We start from the raw sequence: 16,443 nt of genomic DNA, 5'->3' as shown, positions 1-16,443 counted from the left end.
GACAGTTTTGCTGCGGAAAGCTATTATTCTGCAAGCCGTTTTCGGTTAGATCATGGAGTTAAAAATGGTAAGCGCACTCTACGTAGTGCTTGGCGCATTGTTGCTGATTAAGTTATCTATCGACGTTGTTAAGCTTAGAATGCAGTACCGCGTGGCCTATGGGGATGGCGGATTTTATGAGCTGCAAACGGCCATTCGGGTACATGGCAATGCGGTGGAATATATTCCCATCGGCGCAATTTTGTTGATCCTGATGGAAATGAACGGCGCGATTGTGGCAATGATCCACCTATGCGGCATTTTGCTGATTGTCGGACGCCTATTTCATTACTACGGTTTGCGTCAACGTGAATTCCGCTGGAGACGTTCAGGTATGGCGGCAACCTACGTTTCTCTACTGCTGATGTCGCTGATTAATCTTTATTACCTGCCATGGGAAATGGTATTTACGTTGTATTAATCATTTTATTTCCCCCGACTCAAGCGGTCGTCCGGCAAACGGCGCGGCCAAACAATAAACCGGCTCCGCGCTGCCAGCGAATCTCCGCCTGCAACCTGAAAGATGACGGGTATACATGCTTTCTTACGCCATTCTGCTAGAATGCTTCCCCTCATTTATTTATCTCAACCATTATTTTTGCCATGCCAAACCGCGACATGCTCTTTTCCGCTCCCATCGCCAATCTAGGTGATTGGACATTCGACGAACGCGTCGCTGAAGTCTTTCCCGATATGATTCAGCGATCGGTTCCCGGCTATTCCAACATCATTTCGATGATCGGCATGCTGGCGGAACGTTTTGTGCAGCCTGATAGCCGGATCTACGATCTGGGTTGCTCGTTAGGGGCGGCCACGCTGTCGATGCGTCGCAATATTCATGTGCCGGGCTGCAAAATTATCGCGGTGGATAACTCCCCGGCGATGGTCAAACGCTGCCGCAGCCATATTGACGCTTTCCGCTCCGATACGCCGGTCGAGATTCTGGAGGCCGATATTCTCAATGTCGAAATCGAGAACGCCTCCATGGTGGTGCTGAACTTCACGCTCCAGTTTCTACAGCCGGACAACCGCCAGCTCTTGATCGACCGGATTTATCAGGGGTTAAAACCGGGCGGCGCGCTGGTGCTGTCGGAAAAATTCAGTTTTGCCGATGCCGAGGTGGGCGAGCTGTTATTCAATATGCACCACGACTTCAAGCGCGCGAACGGCTACAGCGAATTGGAAATAAGCCAGAAACGCAGCATGTTGGAAAACGTGATGCTGACGGATTCCGTCGATACGCATAAAAACCGCTTGAAACAGGCGGGCTTCGAGCATGGCGAACTCTGGTTTCAGTGCTTTAATTTTGGTTCATTATTAGCGATCAAAACAGGGGAACAGCGGTGATCGATTTCGGCAACTTTTATCAGCAAATCGCCAAAGGTCCGCTTAGCCACTGGCTTAATACGCTGCCTTCACAGTTGAGTCGCTGGCAGCAGGAATCTCTGCACGGTAAATTCAAGCTGTGGTTCAACACGCTGGAGCACCTTCCCTCCCTGACGCCCACCCATCTGGATCTCGTTGACGGCGTAACCGCCGGCATGACGCCCGCTATTTCCGCCGGCCAGCGGGAAGGCATAGAAATGCTGCTGCGCAACCTGATGCCGTGGCGAAAAGGCCCGTTTTCGCTGTATGGGGTCAACATTAATACCGAATGGCGATCCGACTGGAAATGGCAGCGCGTGCTGCCTCACATTAGCCCGTTGCAGGATCGGCTGATTCTCGATGTCGGTTGCGGCAGCGGCTATCATCTGTGGCGCATGGTCGGCGAAGGCGCGCGACTGGCCGTCGGGATTGATCCCATGCAGCTGTTCTTATGCCAGTTCGAAGCCGTACGTAAACTGTTAGGCGACGATCAGCGCGCCCACGTGTTGCCTCTCGGGATAGAGCAGTTGCCGGAACTGGCGGCATTCGACACCGTATTTTCCATGGGCGTGCTGTATCATCGCCGCTCGCCGCTCGACCATCTGTGGCAATTGAAAAATCAGTTGGCGTCCGGCGGCGAACTGGTGTTGGAAACGCTGGTCATCGAAGGGGATGAAAATCAGGTGCTGGTGCCGGGCGAACGCTATGCGCAAATGCGCAACGTCTACTTTATCCCCTCGCCTGCCGCGCTGACGCAGTGGCTGATAAAATGCGGGTTTACAGACGTCGAAGTCGTGGATATTTGTACCACCACGCCAGAGGAACAGCGCAGAACCGATTGGATGCTCAGCGAATCGCTGGCTGATTTTCTCGATCCGCACGACCAGAGTAAAACCATTGAAGGATACCCCGCGCCGGTACGCGCCGTATTGGTCGCCCGTAAACCCTGAATGCGGAAAACTCCCGGACGGCAACGCGCCGGGATTTTTACAATCCGTCAGGAGGTTTCGCGCGCAGCATCTCTTTTCTGTCAGTCCGTCGCCATCGTCGATAACGCCGACGGCGGCATTCTCTTCTCGACGCGCGTAACGTCGAAGTACGCGCAATGGCGTAAGCCAGCACGAATGAAACTTGTCGCTATCTTGCCCTGAACCGCACTCAATATCGCCGACCGTATCGTTCACAAGCATATTTCAGATTTTTACTTGATAATGGTTATCATTATCGTTAAAATTCTAATGTTGGTTATTGGTAGTGGCCAACAAGCATCTCCTAAGTGTTGAAACCACCTGAGTCGCCTTCGGGCGACTCTTTTGGAGTAACCATGGTAGCCCATAGCAAAAAACATCAACGGCGGATGATGCGCTCACTTAGCACATCACATGTTAGCGCGCTTTTTGAGGCATTATCGGCGAGGAAACAGAAGCCTGAGTTCGTCTCGCTGACCACCGAGACAACGCAGTTTCTGGTTCATGTGATAGATCCGCCGCCAGACAAGAGATAGCAGATGTATGACTTATCCGCCTTTCGTTGCCCTGTTCGTCTTTTTGTTCATCCTGATAATGATCCCTGCGCTATCGCTTATCGAGAGAATCCTGACATCAAGCCGAATCGGGGCTATGCCGCTGCTGCGTAAAACCCTAATGATGTTTATCATCGTCGCATCCACATTGCTATTTTTTGCCGCCATGTCTCAATTCAGGTAAATAAAAAAAGCCCCGGCAACACGCCGGGGCTTGGTACTCGCAAGCAAACCTGATGGAATGCTGCGCGGCAAGGTGCTCTGGCAGGTTGACGCACGCTCAACCTGAAATTAGTTATGAAACCGACGATATCCTATGGTCTGAACTCAACGCCCGCTTCATCGCGGCGACCACATCGCCATCAACGCAATAGTGGCTGAACTCATCAATATCGCTGTCAAAACACATGGAAACGCCTATTTTGCAATAGCGCATCACTGACGGCGACCACTGTCCGGCGGAGCTTTGCAGTTCCTGAATGCCGCTTTGCTGAAATTTATGCAGGTTGGTTAACCGCACGCCGGAACCAGCCATAATGATTGGACCACGACTGGCGCGGGTTAGTTCACGTAATAATGCCAATCCGCTTTCTGCCGTCTGTTGTTGACCGGAAGTCAGGATACGGGAAACGCCCAGGTCGGTCAGTTGTTGCAGCGCGACATGCGGGTTCAGGCACATATCGAATGCGCGATGAAAGGTGACCTCCAGCCCCTGAGACAGCGCCATAATCTCTCTCATCCGCGGTAAATCAATATGTCCTTCGGCATCGAGCATACCCAAGACCACGCCCGGAAAGCCCATCGCCCTTATTTGTTCAATATCGTATTTCATCGCGGCGAACTCCGTTTCGCTATAGCAGAAGTCACCGCCGCGCGGACGCACCATGGGATGCACGGGAATGTCTATTTTTTCGCGCGCGCTTCGCAATATTCCATAGGCCGGCGTGACCCCGCCATCCCGCAGGCCGGAACAGAGTTCAACCCGGTCCGCCCCTGCCTGCTCTGCGGTTAGCGCGCATTCAATGCTATAGCAACTCACCTCCAGTTTCGCCATCTCCACCTCCATTAAAACAACTGAATACCACTGAATTTCATTTCCCTTAATTAGACAAAGAATGTGAGAGCATCCTTAATTACGAGAATAACTAACTATGGCATTCAAGCGTGCGGCGGAAGGAGATGATGGTCACAATGGACACGATAAGGAGTTGAAATAAATATGACATAAACCACAATTTCATTAATACGCGCCGCGTGATGAAGAGACTTCTGATGGATTAATGTTCATTATCTAAATTTGTCAATTACAACCGATTTTATTTGCTATCGCTTTCACTTATGACAATATCGCGAATATCGCATGAATGAAATTTTATCGTTACCTTACCATTAGAAACAGCCAGGGTAGGATTAGGCAGCCGCTCGTTTTCACCCTGCGGTGAACTGAAGTTGAATTTTACGCCAGGCGAACGCAGCGCGTCATCAGATAAACAGGCCAGCGCCCGTTGATGCAGCGTTTCCGGATCGCCCGGCAAGACTAACTCCACATGTTCCCAGCCTTCGTGGGGATAATGCTTCTTTCCTGGCCAGGGCAGCTCAATACAGTCAATTCGCCAGGGGCCGACATTGATTTTCGCATCTAATATAAACAAGCAGATAATCCGGCCATTGATCATTTTTTCGGAAAACAGCGTCCCTCGTCTCAGCATTTGCGCTTTCCAGCGTTCAGCCGTCGCAAATTGATGACAGCGCAACGAAATATGGTCGGCGCTGAACTGCGACAAATCCAACCGAAGCAGCGCGGCGAACCTATTTAACTCCTGCTCAAAACGCAGCAAATCGAGTGCCAAATCTTCAGATAACATACCGGATATAAACTCCTTACTAGTTATTTAAACTGTTAATGAATAATTTACATGGTCATAATATCTACGGCCATAATTTTTTGTTAATAACCCTATATTTTCCTCATTTTTGATTTTTCGTGCCTTTAGCACAAAAGCAGACATAAGATTATTATGGAAAATGCACGAAGAAAAGATTGATTAATAAACAAATAGCCAAAGTGATTGCATGCCGGGCAGCAAAAAGTCTCCATCAAAATAAGCTTACTCAACCAAGTGATTTGATTAAGTAAAAACGCTGACAATGCTACTATGATGACTAAAAATGGTATAAATAACTTTATCATTACCTTATGGATATAGCGAGGCGGCGAACGAGCCTTGTCTCATTTTCATTGAGAGTTATCTTAAATAAAAATTCCCCCATTGAATGATGAAAAAAAACAGGATAATTTGAACCATCAAATAATAATCTTGAGTCATAACCATGATGCTATTAATCATTTCAGTTCTGCTGATTGTCATTGCGGCCTATGCTATTTTTCGCCACTTTAGAATCAGGAATGAACAAAAAATCGGTGCCCATCCCCGAACAAAGAAACGTTAAAAACAAGTTATCTATTGTTCTCGGGGTTTTACACAAGAATTATAAGTATTGTTAATAGCCAATTGTCCCATTTCCCCACCCGCATTTAACTGTGAACCTGTCATATTCTACCGCAACAACCTCCCCCATCTGCTGACTCATCAAGGCAAATATGGTATAAGCAGGGCTTGATTTTTTATTTAAGGTAAACCGGTGAATATACAGGCTCTTCTCTCCGAAAAAGTCAGCCAGGCATTGGCCGCTGCGGGTGCTCCAATCGGGAGCGAAGCTCAGGTCCGTCAATCGGCAAAAGCACAGTTTGGCGATTATCAGGCCAATGGCGTGATGGCCGTTGCCAAGCAGCTCGGCATGCCGCCGCGTCAGCTGGCGGAAAAAGTCGTTCAGTTATTAGCATTGGATGGCATCGCCGCAAAAACAGAAATCGCCGGCCCCGGCTTTATTAACATCTTTCTGGATAAACAGTGGGTCGCCAGCCAGGTAGAGAATGCATTGCACGCCCCTAAACTGGGCGTGGCGCCGGTTGAACCACAGACCATCGTTATCGATTATTCCGCCCCCAACGTGGCGAAAGAAATGCACGTCGGCCATCTGCGATCCACCATTATCGGCGATGCCGCCGTGCGTACGCAGGAATTTCTCGGTCATCACGTCATTCGCGCCAACCACGTCGGCGACTGGGGTACGCAGTTCGGTATGCTGATCGCCTATCTTGAAAAAGTGCAGAATGATCGTGCCGATGAGATGGTGCTGTCCGATTTTGAAGCATTCTACCGCGAAGCGAAAAAGCATTATGACGAAGACGCCGAGTTCGCTGAAAAGGCCCGTGGCTATGTGGTGAAGTTGCAGGGCGGCGATGAATACTGTCGTCAGATGTGGCACAAGCTCGTCGACATCACCATGACGCAGAATCAGATTACCTATGATCGTCTTAACGTCACGCTGACCAAAGATGATGTGATGGGCGAAAGTCTCTATAACAGCATGTTGCCGGACATCGTCGCCGACCTGAAAGCCAAAGGGCTGGCGGTCGAAAGCGAAGGCGCGACGGTGGTATTCCTTGATGAATTTAAAAACAAGGAAGGCGAACCGATGGGCGTCATCATCCAGAAAAAAGATGGCGGCTATCTCTACACCACCACAGACATCGCCTGCGCGAAATACCGTTACGAGCAGTTGCACGCCGACCGGGTGCTTTACTACATTGACTCCCGCCAACATCAGCATCTGATGCAAGCCTGGACCATCGTGCGTAAAGCCGGTTATGTACCGGATTCCGTCAGTCTGGAACATCATATGTTCGGCATGATGCTGGGCAAAGACGGCAAACCGTTTAAAACCCGTTCCGGCGGTACCATCAAGCTCTCCGATTTGCTGGATGAGGCTTATGATCGCGCCAGTAAACTTATCGCGGCGAAAAATCCGCAGATGGACGGCGATGAACTGCATGAGCTGGCGAAAGTGGTGTCCATCGGCGCGGTAAAATACGCCGACCTGTCGAAAAGCCGCACCACGGATTACATCTTTGACTGGGATAACATGTTGTCATTCGAGGGCAATACCGCGCCCTATATGCAATATGCCTACACCCGCGTGGCATCGATCTTCAAACGCGCCGGTATTCAGGAAGAGAGCCTGACTCAACCGGTGACCCTGAATGACGACCGTGAGTTTGCTCTCGCCACCCGTCTGCTGCAATTTGAAGAAATCATCACGACCGTCGCCCGCGACGGCACGCCGCATGTGATGTGCGCTTATCTGTATGATTTGGCCGGCCTGTTCTCCGGTTTCTACGAGCATTGCCCGATTTTGAACGCGGAAAGCGATGAGATTCGGCAAAGTCGCCTGAAACTGGCGCGGCTGACCGCCAAAACGCTGAAACAAGGTTTGGATACGCTGGGTATTGAAACCGTAGAGAAGATGTAACGTTGACGCGCAATGAAAATGGCGGGAAATAGCCGATTTCAATAAACTAAAGCACCATTAGAATCAATCTCTAATGGTGCTCAGACAGTTGACAAACCTATCTACTGAACCAGAACGGTGAGAATGGAATAGAAGAGTAAAGCGTCCGCGCCAGGGACGGCGCGGCTCGAGCTTACAGGGACGTACTTGCGGCGTCTTTACGAACTATCCATTCTCACCGCTCGACGCACTTTGCCAATCAACCTCAGCACCATTAGAATCAATCTCTAATGGTGCTTTGCTATCCAACGGACTCAATCCCCATCAGGTGCTGCGCCGCGCAAAGTCCCGCGGACGAAAGCCCAGCAATGCCAGCATGGCGAAGTAAGAACCCGCGCCGACCGCCACAACCGCCAGCAGCCGCATGATCCTGGCGGTCATACCGCCCATATCCCAGGGCGGCATCCACCACAGCATAGCGAGCAATACCAGGGACATCACAATAACGGCTACGGCAAGCTTCACTAGAAAACGGAACCAGCCCGGCCGAGGATGAAAAATATCCTGCTTACGCAATTGCCAGAACAGTAATCCGGCATTCAGACAGGACGCCAGACCAATGGATAACGCCAGCCCGGCATGCTGCAACGGCCCAATAAAAATCAGGTTCATCACCTGCGTCAGCACCAGCGTCACCATCGCGATTTTTACCGGCGTTTTAATATCCTGCCGCGAGTAAAAACCGGGAACCAGCACTTTCACCACGATAAGCCCCATCAGTCCTACCGAATAGGCGATCAGCGCGCGCTGCGTCATCGCCGCATCAAAGGCGCTGAATTTGCCGTATTGGAACAATGAAACCGTCAGCGGTTGCGCCAGAATCCCCAGGGCGACGGCGCTTGGCAGCGCCAGGATAAAGCACAGGCGCAGTCCCCAATCCATCAACCGGGAATATTCCCCCTGATCGCCGCTGGCGAAGCTTTTCGCCAGCGAAGGTAAAAGAATGGTTCCCAGCGCAACCCCCAGCACCCCCGACGGAAACTCCATTAACCGATCGGCGTAATACATCCACGACACCGCGCCTTCGCTAAGAAAAGAGGCGAAAATGGTATTAATGATCAGGGAAATTTGACTCACCGACACGCCCAACACCGCTGGCGCCATCAATTTCATCACCCGCCAGACACCCGGTTCGCGCCATTTGATGCGGGGCAGAACCAGCATGCCGATCTTTTTCAGGTGCGGCAATTGATAAGCAAGCTGGAGCAGTCCGCCGACCAGCACCGCCCAGGCCAGCGCCATGACCGGCGGATGGAAATACGGCGTGGCGAACAGCGCGAATCCAATCATGCTGACGTTTAATAGCGTCGGGGCAAAAGCCGGCACGGAGAAGCGGTTCCAGGTATTCAGAACCGATCCCACCATTGATGCCAGGGAAATCAGCAAGATATAAGGGAAAGTCACCCTCAGCAGCGCCGATGTCAGTTCGAACCGATCGGCGGTGGCGGCAAAACCGGGCGCCGTCACCATAATCACCCAGGGGGCGGCCACCATCCCGGCGACCGTCACCAACGCCAAAATCAGCGTCAGCATGCCGGAAACATAAGCGAGAAAGGTTCGGGTCGCTTCATCCCCCTGCTGACTTTTGTATTCGGCCAGGATCGGGACAAAAGCCTGAGAGAATGCGCCCTCGGCAAAAATACGGCGTAACAGGTTGGGAAGCTTAAAGGCGACAAAAAACGCATCTGTCGCCATTCCAGCGCCAAAAACCCGCGCTACGATTGCATCGCGCACAAAGCCTAAAAGGCGCGAAAGCATGGTCATTGAACTGACGGCTGCCAGTGATTTAAGTAAATTCATCCGATTATATTCTGAAAGGTTCGGGGTTCGAGTCGACCATTCGGCGGTCATCCTGATTTCGCGGTGCCGTTAGTCTACGCATTGCGCGCTCAATAGCTACCGGGGATTGTCATGACCGCCGAGTTTTTCAGCGCATTCTCAGCAGTTCCTCGATCATTCTCTGGGCGCGTAATGCCTGATAACCCGATGTTTCCGCAGGTTTCCGTTGTTCCAGCGCATCAATAAAATGATTCACCGCGCCGACAAATCCCCGTTGCTCCAGCGTGGTTTGCCAGGACGGCGCGGAATGTGCCGTCGTCAGCCCCTGGCGCTCCTGCCGCCATTCATACATATTGTCGACCTGATAAAGCGCGCCGTCAGTCACCGCCTGAACCCATTCCCGTTGACTGCCGGCACGACGGTGCATGCTGGTGGTTATTTGACCGTTATCGGTCTGAAAATGATGTTCGGCATAATGAAGTTGCCCTTGCGCATTGCATTGCAACACGCCGCCGACCAGTCTGGCCTGCCCGTCCATCAGCCAGAGCGCCGTATCCACCACATGCAGATAATCGTCCAGCAGGGTAAATCGCATATCCTGCGGCCCGACGTTATCGATGCGGTGTTTATCCATCCTTAGCGACGCCGGCTGTGTTAACTGACGCTTCAACTGCTGGTATAACGGCGCAAAACGTCGGTTAAATCCAACCATCAGCACTTTTTGCCGCCGCGCCGCCAGTTCAACCAGCGCTTCAGCCTGTTCAATCGTCTCCGCCAACGGTTTATCGACATAAACATGAACGCCGGCGTCAAGCAGCGTACTGACGACGGAAAAATGCGTCGCGGTGCTGCTATGCACGAAGATGGCGTCGCACGCCGCCGCCAGCGTTGCCAGATCGGTAAAATCGTTGATCCGATATTGCCGGCAAATGCGTTGCGTCTTTGTGCGATCGGGAGAAAATGCGCCGATCAGCTGCCAACGATTAGCCTGCGTGAGTATCGGCAAATAGGCTTTTTGCGCAATGGAACCCAACCCGACAATGCCAATTCGAGGCTGGTTGCCCGGCGAATCAGGCTGGGTAGTCTGACTGTTTTTCACCACGGAGCTCGCGGCCATGAGATATCTCCCAACAGGAATGATCCGATCACGCCAGCAGCGCGGCAAGTTGCCGCTTGAGCTCTGCGACTTCTTTTTCCAGTATTTCCACGCGCGCCGCCAGATCGCCACTCTCCGTGTCGCTATCCTCGGCAGGCGCAGCCGCCTCGCTCGGTTCGCCGCTGAAAAGGTGCATATAACGGCTTTCGCGCTTGCCGGGTTCACGCGGCAGACGCGCCGTAAACGGCCCGTCTTCCCGCTGCTGGAGCTGCGCCAGCAGCGTTTCCACTTCAGCGACATCCGCAAATTCATGCAGTCGAGCAGCCCGCGTCCGCAACTCGCCGGGCGTTTGCGCGCCGCGCAACAGCAATGTCGCCACCAGCGCCACCTCGGCCGGAGAAAACTTCAGATCGCCGAACTCGGAATTGCAAAAGCGATGCTCATATTTCACCACGCGATTGCCAAATCCGCTGAGCGTGCGCAGGAAGTGTTTTTTTACCAGCAAATCGAGCGTCTGCTGCACCTCACTTTCACTCAGTTCCATGACCGGTTCGCGATTCGTTTTCTGGTTGCAGGCCGTCGTTATGCCGTTCAACGACATCGGATACTGTTCCGGCGTGGTAATCTGCTTTTCCAACAGGCAGCCAATCACTCGGGCTTCTTTGGCGCTTAGCTGATATTTCATCACGATTCCTTAGCGTTTTGGTTTCCAGTCATTATTCGTCAGCGCGGTCAGAACATGATCCTGCCATTTTCCATCGATGAGCAGATAGTCTTTCGCATAACCTTCACGCTCGAACCCCAATCGCGCCAGTAAATTGCCGCTGCGATGATTATGCGGCATATAGTTGGCCATAATCCGGTGTATATGCTGCTGACGCTGCATATAGCGTATCGCCGGTTGCAACGCTTCGAACATCAACCCCTGCCCCTGCCATTTCTGTCCGAGGGAGTAGCCCAGATAGCAGGCATGGAAAGCGCCACGCAGCACATTGCTGAAGTTCGCCACGCCCCGGATTTCGCTTTCATTCGGATCAAGCAGCAGAAAATAATAGGCGCTGCCTTGTTTATGCATATCACAGATCATGCTCAGGCGCGCGTGCCAACCGGAAGGATAGCAGTGGCTGATATCCCGAACTGGCTCCCAGGGCTTGAGAAAGTCACGATTCTCTGAATAGTATTCAGCCAGACGCCAGGCATCACGCTCATGAGCCAAACGCACCACCATCCGTTCGGTTGTTAAATGAACTTTTGACGGTGTAGAACGATAGCCAAACATTCCTCCCCCTGGGTTGCGGGTTGTTCGATAAGAAAAATTTATCGGGATGAAAAGATAAGTACCCTATATAAGCAGAAAATAGGGGTCGCTGCCGATAACGCTACTATAACCGGATAAATTCTCCGGCGTAAAACCCCCGTCGCTGAGTTATTGCGCGATCGATTCGATAATTCTTAATTTTATACTGAAAATGTTACTCAGATATCGTTCTGACGATAAAAAAATATTATCCATCAACAGGCTATCGCAATCGGCAAATAGAGTACAAAATAACCACTGTTATTATTTTCTCCTTCGTCCTCGTGGTGAATCATGCCCCTGATGTCGCAAGTTCGTAGCTCAGGTAAATATTTTCTATTACTGGATAATATGCTGGTGGTGCTGGGCTTCTTTGTCGTCTTCCCGCTTATATCCATTCGCTTCGTCGATCAACTGGGTTGGGCGGCGCTGTTGGTGGGGATTGCGCTGGGCTTACGCCAGTTTATTCAGCAAGGGCTGGGGATTTTCGCCGGCGCGATTGCCGACCGCTTCGGCGCGAAACCGATGATCGTGACCGGAATGCTGTTACGCGCGTCAGGTTTCGTGTTTATGGCGCTCGCCGATCAGCCCTGGCTGTTATGGCTGGCCTGTGCGCTTTCCGGCCTGGGCGGCACGCTGTTCGACCCGCCGCGAACCGCGCTGGTGGTAAAATTGGTTCGTCCTCAGGAGCGCGGACGTTTTTACTCCCTGTTGATGATGCAGGACAGCGCCGGGGCGGTGATCGGCGCGCTTATCGGCAGTTGGCTGCTACGCTATGATTTTGAACTGGTCTGCTGGGCCGGCGCCGTGATTTTCGTGCTGGCGGCGGCGCTGAACTGGAAATTTCTGCCCGCTTATCGAACCTCGACCGCCAGAACCCCCATGCAGGAAGGGATGGCCCGCGTGATCCGCGATCGTCGCTTCCTGACCTATGTGTTAACGCTGACCGGCTATTACATGCTGTCCGTTCAGGTCTTGCTGATGCTGCCGATTATGGTGAATGAAATTGCCGGCACGCCGACGGCGATAAAATGGATGTATGCCATTGAGGCGACCTTGTCGCTGACGCTGCTATACCCGCTCGCCCGCTGGAGCGAAAAACATTACCGTCTGGAGCAACGCCTGATGGCCGGGTTGCTGATCATGACCATCAGCATGTTCCCCATCGGTTTGACCACCAGCCTGCAATCCTTGCTGATGTTAATCAGCCTGTTTTATATCGGTTCGATTATTGCCGAACCCGCGCGCGAAACGCTGGGCGCCTCATTGGCGGATCCGCGGGCGCGCGGCAGCTACATGGGATTTAGCCGTCTTGGATTGGCATTAGGCGGCGCCATTGGCTATAGCGGCGGCGGCTGGTTGTTCGACGCGGGACACGCGTTGGAACAACCGGCGCTTCCCTGGTTTATGTTGGGCGTTATCGGTTTGCTGACGCTGGCCGCATTGTATTGGCAGTTCAATTTGCGCCGCATTGAACCCGCCATGCTTGGCGGTCACTGATCCCGCTATTTTAGCGGCGCATTTGATCTCGCGGGTATTGGCCCCCATACTTCCCTAATACATTCAATTGATTGTTACGTCGTCGTTTAAGGACATGTTTCATTCAAGGTCGCGCTTGCGGCCATTGTTTTATCAGCAGATCAGAGGATACCGAGTATGAAATTATATGTTTACGATCATTGCCCTTTCTGCGTAAAAGCACGCATGATTTTCGGCCTGAAGAATATCCCTGTCGAGTTGCTGGTCTTAGCTAATGATGATGAAGAAACGCCCAAAAAAATGATCGGACAAAAAATGGTGCCGATCCTGCAAAAAGATGACGGCAGTTTTATGCCGGAAAGTATGGATATCGTTAATTACATTGATAATTACGATAAAAAACCGCTATTGACCGGCCCAACCAACCCGGCGATTACCGCCTGGTTGCGCAAAGTCTCCGACTATACCGCGCGGCTGATTATTCCGCGTTTTGCCAAAGCGGCGTTTGAAGAGTTCGCCAACGCATCGGCCCGCCAGTACTTCATCAGTAAGAAAGAAGCGCAGATAGGCAGTTTTGAAGAGCATCTCGCCCACTCCGCCGGTCTGATTAAAAAACTGAATAACGATCTGCTGGAGCTGGATCCGCTGATTGTCCAGCCGAACGCCTGCAATGGCGAACTCTCCACAGATGATATTCATCTCTTCCCAACGTTGCGTTCCTTGTCGATTGTCGCTGGCGTCACGCTGCCGTCACGCGTCGGCGCATACCGTGACAATATCGCCAAGCAGACGCAGATCACCTTACTGAGCAGCCTCGCCCAATAAGCAACGGCCACGCCCTTGCTTTATGATCAAGCAAGGGCGCTACTTTCAGCGCTATCCGATTGGTAATATTCTCCTCGCCATGCACCCTGCGTTTGCAATAGATTACCCATGTAAAAATGATCTTTGAGGCCGGAATAATGAAGAAGTTGGGATTTGCTGCCGCGGCATTGCTGCTCGCATTCACACTGAGCGGCTGTAACAAACTGACGCAGTACACGCTTAATGAGCAAGAAGTCAACGAGTACCTGCAAAAGCATAACGATTATCAAAAACAGTTGGGCATCCCCGGCGTGGTGGACGCCAATATCGTATTAACCGAACTGACCAGCCAAATCGGCAGAGCGGAGCCCGGTAAAGTCACCCTGTCCGGCAATGCCAAGGTCGATATCACGTCGCTGCTCGGCAATCAGACCGCTGACATGAAGCTGACCTTGCAGGCGCAGCCGGTGTTTGATAAAAATCAGGGCGCAATTTATCTGAAAGACATGGAATTGGTCGATTACACCGTGCAACCCGAAAAAATGCAGACGGTGATGGATACGCTAAGCCCTTATCTGAACCAATCGCTGAAAACCTATTTTGCGCAGAAACCCGCTTATATCCTGAATGCGGATCACAGCACAGCGGAAGCGTTAGCGAAGAAAATGGCGAAAGGAATCGAAATAAAACCGGGAAAAATCATTATCTTGTTCACAGACTGATCGGCGTTTCAGGTGACGGCGACGCCGTCACCTGCACAGCCCCCGCCTTGATTTACTCAGCGTTCGAGTCCGGCAAGGCTTGCGCTTCATCCAGCTCTTCGCGCATGGCATCAAGCGCCTCACGACAGATAATCGCCAGGGTGCGATAAAACGCCGTCTCGGCATGACTTTCGACCTTGCCTAAAAAGCGATCGCTCCAGGGCAGCAGATATTCGTCAAAGAGTTCGATTTGCGCCGCGCTTTCATCTTCCTGCGACTGATCTTCCAACCATGACGCCGCCAGCAGCAATCCGCCGAAGTGGTCGACGGCGCCTTCATTCAGCGGCATGCCCCGCTGCTGTAAAAACGTACGCACATCCGCGGCGTTGTCTGCCGTATCATAGGCGGAGCGCCAGGGCGAGACGGCGCAGGCTTCGCCGACAAACAACCTTTGATAATCTTCCGCGATGGCGGGAATATCGCTCCCTTTTTGCAAACGCGCCAGCAGCGCATCCTGCTCCAGCGGCCAGTGCGGTTGAAGCTTGCCCGTCTGGATCAAAGAAAGCAGCGGCGTCACCACCGGATCCTGAGGCTGGCGATAAAACAACGTACCCAGGATGCGACATACGATAGAAAACTCATTCATTCAAAACCTGCTCATTATTTTTAGTGACACGATCACAGATCGGCGAACTCGGCGATTGCGGGCCTTCCCCGCAGTTCAAGGAAGTCCAATACCCGCCGGGGACTGACGTTTAAAATACGATCCTGCGGGAAATCGACCTTCTGCAAAATACGTTCGCAATGGGTGAAGTCCCCCAGGGAAAAGGCGATATGGGAATCCGTACCTAAAGACAGCAATCCTCCCGCATCACGTACGGCTTCCGCGATGGCCTGGCAATTTGCCTCGCTTCCCTTACGCGAGTGCATAAAGGAGGAGTTATTCAACTCCAACGCCACATTATACCTGGCGGCGGCCTCGGCGACGGCGCGAATATCGATGGGAAATTTAGGGTTGCCGGGATGGCTGATGATATGCGCATCGCCATTGGCCATGGTCGCAATCATCGCGGCGGTATGGGTCGCTTTATCCTGAGGCGGGAATACCGGTTCATGGAAACCGGCAATGATTAAATCCATTTGCTCCAACATCGGGCCGGTGCAATCGATATCGCCATCCACATTTTTAATATTGGCCTCGATTCCGCGCAAAATGCCCACGCCATCCACCAGCCGCGGCCAGACCCGCATGTTCATAAAGTGCCAGTAGTGCGGCGCATCCGCCATATCGGGGCCATGATCGGTAATGGCGAACAGGCGAATATCTTTTTTCTTTGCCTCGGCGATATAGTCATGCAATGTGCTGTATGCATGCGTGCTGGCAACGGTGTGCATATGTAAATCGACGGGATACATAATTTCTCCTGAGTCAGCTTTTAATGAGCAGCATAACATTTTTGCTCCCGGCGCACAGTCAGCGGACAATCAGGCTTGTCCCCCTGGTTTGACGCGCATGCTGCATTCTGATCCGGGAATATGGCGAGTAAAGCAACAAATTGATTTAACTTTAGCTAAACGCGCGCGGCAAAAGCAGAAGTTTATTGACGCTGTACGCGAATTTCCCTACATTAGCGCCGTCCGCCGATATGACTACGGCGAACCACGGTGAGGTGTCCGAGAGGCTGAAGGAGCACGCCTGGAAAGTGTGTATACGTGAAAACGTATCGAGGGTTCGAATCCCTCCCTCACCGCCATATAAAAGAAAACGCCCCTGACGCAAGTCAGGGGCGTTTTCTTTTATACGTTGATGGACTGATAAGAAACCTCGCCAGGGTTCGACAAAACGGCAGGAACGCCGTTTTGGACCGCCAACGGCGGCCCGCAGGGCGAGCGCCACGGAAGGCGCGAGTCAATCCCGCCGCAAGTCAGGGGCGTTTTCTTTTATATG

General features: G+C 52.2%; 15 protein-coding genes and 1 tRNA gene. 8 read left to right on the top strand and 8 right to left on the bottom strand.

The genetic code is table 11. The features are described from left to right. Positions 1–64 precede the first annotated feature (64 nt). The 3 genes from ABRZ28_RS05205 to cmoB all read left to right on the top strand — a co-directional run bounded on the left by ABRZ28_RS05205 (position 65) and on the right by cmoB (position 2,354). Complete coding sequence (locus ABRZ28_RS05205; RefSeq protein ID WP_319602704.1) at positions 65–460, top strand: MAPEG family protein; 396 nt, start codon at positions 65–67, stop codon at positions 458–460. A gap of 182 nt (positions 461–642) precedes the next feature. Then, positions 643–1,386, top strand: coding sequence for a carboxy-S-adenosyl-L-methionine synthase CmoA (gene cmoA, locus ABRZ28_RS05200; RefSeq protein WP_319602705.1), 744 nt, complete (start codon positions 643–645; stop codon positions 1,384–1,386). Next, complete coding sequence (gene cmoB, locus ABRZ28_RS05195; protein ID WP_330519666.1) at positions 1,383–2,354, top strand: tRNA 5-methoxyuridine(34)/uridine 5-oxyacetic acid(34) synthase CmoB; 972 nt, start codon at positions 1,383–1,385, stop codon at positions 2,352–2,354. Before cmoA ends, cmoB begins: the two co-directional genes overlap by 4 nt. Positions 2,355–3,221: 867 nt before the next feature. Here the strand turns inward: cmoB and cutC are convergent. Continuing rightward, entirely contained in the window at positions 3,222–3,980 is a 759-nt protein-coding gene (gene cutC, locus ABRZ28_RS05190) for a copper homeostasis protein CutC (RefSeq protein WP_319602707.1), read from the bottom strand. 262 nt (positions 3,981–4,242) lie between these two features. Next, on the bottom strand, positions 4,243–4,791 hold the full coding sequence (locus tag ABRZ28_RS05185; RefSeq protein ID WP_330519665.1) for a VOC family protein: 549 nt from the start codon (positions 4,789–4,791) through the stop codon (positions 4,243–4,245). Positions 4,792–5,569: 778 nt separating this feature from the next. Between ABRZ28_RS05185 and argS the strand changes: the two genes are divergently transcribed. Next, positions 5,570–7,300 carry an arginine--tRNA ligase gene (gene argS, locus ABRZ28_RS05180; protein ID WP_330519664.1) on the top strand — a complete coding sequence of 577 codons (1,731 nt, stop codon included), beginning with the start codon at positions 5,570–5,572 and terminating at the stop codon, positions 7,298–7,300. Positions 7,301–7,603: 303 nt separating this feature from the next. Here the strand turns inward: argS and murJ are convergent, their stop codons facing one another. The 4 genes from murJ to rimJ all read right to left on the bottom strand — a co-directional run bounded on the left by murJ (position 7,604) and on the right by rimJ (position 11,493). Beyond that, complete coding sequence (gene murJ, locus ABRZ28_RS05175) at positions 7,604–9,139, bottom strand: murein biosynthesis integral membrane protein MurJ (protein ID WP_319602710.1); 1,536 nt, start codon at positions 9,137–9,139, stop codon at positions 7,604–7,606. Positions 9,140–9,266: 127 nt separating this feature from the next. Then, the gene (locus ABRZ28_RS05170) at positions 9,267–10,235 is read right to left on the bottom strand and encodes a Gfo/Idh/MocA family protein (RefSeq protein WP_319602711.1); all 969 of its coding nucleotides are present in this window, start codon (positions 10,233–10,235) and stop codon (positions 9,267–9,269) included. Positions 10,236–10,263: 28 nt separating this feature from the next. Beyond that, positions 10,264–10,899 carry a YceH family protein gene (locus ABRZ28_RS05165; RefSeq protein ID WP_330519663.1) on the bottom strand — a complete coding sequence of 212 codons (636 nt, stop codon included), beginning with the start codon at positions 10,897–10,899 and terminating at the stop codon, positions 10,264–10,266. 9 nt (positions 10,900–10,908) lie between these two features. After that, positions 10,909–11,493 carry a ribosomal protein S5-alanine N-acetyltransferase gene (gene rimJ / locus ABRZ28_RS05160; RefSeq protein ID WP_319602713.1) on the bottom strand — a complete coding sequence of 195 codons (585 nt, stop codon included), beginning with the start codon at positions 11,491–11,493 and terminating at the stop codon, positions 10,909–10,911. 312 nt (positions 11,494–11,805) lie between these two features. Here rimJ and mdtH point away from each other — a divergent pair, with 312 nt between their 5' ends. The 3 genes from mdtH to ABRZ28_RS05145 all read left to right on the top strand — a co-directional run bounded on the left by mdtH (position 11,806) and on the right by ABRZ28_RS05145 (position 14,516). Beyond that, positions 11,806–13,011 (top strand): multidrug efflux MFS transporter MdtH, encoded by a 1,206-nt coding sequence (mdtH, locus tag ABRZ28_RS05155; RefSeq protein ID WP_330519662.1) that lies wholly within the window; start codon positions 11,806–11,808, stop codon positions 13,009–13,011. 156 nt (positions 13,012–13,167) lie between these two features. Beyond that, on the top strand, positions 13,168–13,815 hold the full coding sequence (gene grxB, locus ABRZ28_RS05150; RefSeq protein ID WP_330519661.1) for a glutaredoxin 2: 648 nt from the start codon (positions 13,168–13,170) through the stop codon (positions 13,813–13,815). Positions 13,816–13,952: 137 nt separating this feature from the next. After that, positions 13,953–14,516: a lipoprotein gene (locus ABRZ28_RS05145; RefSeq protein ID WP_330519660.1), complete on the top strand. Its 564-nt coding sequence runs from the start codon at positions 13,953–13,955 to the stop codon at positions 14,514–14,516. A gap of 52 nt (positions 14,517–14,568) precedes the next feature. Here ABRZ28_RS05145 and ABRZ28_RS05140 read toward each other — a convergent pair whose 3' ends face one another. Continuing rightward, positions 14,569–15,141 (bottom strand): TorD/DmsD family molecular chaperone, encoded by a 573-nt coding sequence (locus tag ABRZ28_RS05140; RefSeq protein ID WP_330519659.1) that lies wholly within the window; start codon positions 15,139–15,141, stop codon positions 14,569–14,571. Between the two features lie 32 nt (positions 15,142–15,173). Then, a complete protein-coding gene (locus ABRZ28_RS05135) occupies positions 15,174–15,911 on the bottom strand; it encodes a phosphatase (RefSeq protein ID WP_319602718.1) in 738 nt (245 codons plus the stop codon). Between the two features lie 248 nt (positions 15,912–16,159). Between ABRZ28_RS05135 and ABRZ28_RS05130 the strand changes: the two genes are divergently transcribed. Then, positions 16,160–16,249 (top strand) — tRNA-Ser (locus tag ABRZ28_RS05130). Positions 16,250–16,443: the final 194 nt, after the last annotated feature.

Source organism: Brenneria sp. g21c3, from assembly GCF_040240345.1.
Lineage (GTDB): Bacteria > Pseudomonadota > Gammaproteobacteria > Enterobacterales > Enterobacteriaceae > Brenneria.
Note: the sequence above shows the minus strand (reverse complement) of the source record. Positions and strands in the feature narration are given on the sequence as shown.

Coding starts and splice junctions, on each gene's coding strand:
- ABRZ28_RS05135 (WP_319602718.1), bottom strand. CDS start 15,911: ATGTATCCCGTCGATTTACATATGCACACCGTTGCCAGCACGCATGCA.
- mdtH (WP_330519662.1), top strand. CDS start 11,806: ATGCCCCTGATGTCGCAAGTTCGTAGCTCAGGTAAATATTTTCTATTA.
- rimJ (WP_319602713.1), bottom strand. CDS start 11,493: ATGTTTGGCTATCGTTCTACACCGTCAAAAGTTCATTTAACAACCGAA.
- ABRZ28_RS05170 (WP_319602711.1), bottom strand. CDS start 10,235: ATGGCCGCGAGCTCCGTGGTGAAAAACAGTCAGACTACCCAGCCTGAT.
- cutC (WP_319602707.1), bottom strand. CDS start 3,980: ATGGCGAAACTGGAGGTGAGTTGCTATAGCATTGAATGCGCGCTAACC.
- ABRZ28_RS05145 (WP_330519660.1), top strand. CDS start 13,953: ATGAAGAAGTTGGGATTTGCTGCCGCGGCATTGCTGCTCGCATTCACA.
- grxB (WP_330519661.1), top strand. CDS start 13,168: ATGAAATTATATGTTTACGATCATTGCCCTTTCTGCGTAAAAGCACGC.
- ABRZ28_RS05185 (WP_330519665.1), bottom strand. CDS start 4,791: ATGTTATCTGAAGATTTGGCACTCGATTTGCTGCGTTTTGAGCAGGAG.
- murJ (WP_319602710.1), bottom strand. CDS start 9,139: ATGAATTTACTTAAATCACTGGCAGCCGTCAGTTCAATGACCATGCTT.
- ABRZ28_RS05140 (WP_330519659.1), bottom strand. CDS start 15,141: ATGAATGAGTTTTCTATCGTATGTCGCATCCTGGGTACGTTGTTTTAT.
- cmoA (WP_319602705.1), top strand. CDS start 643: ATGCCAAACCGCGACATGCTCTTTTCCGCTCCCATCGCCAATCTAGGT.
- ABRZ28_RS05205 (WP_319602704.1), top strand. CDS start 65: ATGGTAAGCGCACTCTACGTAGTGCTTGGCGCATTGTTGCTGATTAAG.
- ABRZ28_RS05165 (WP_330519663.1), bottom strand. CDS start 10,899: ATGAAATATCAGCTAAGCGCCAAAGAAGCCCGAGTGATTGGCTGCCTG.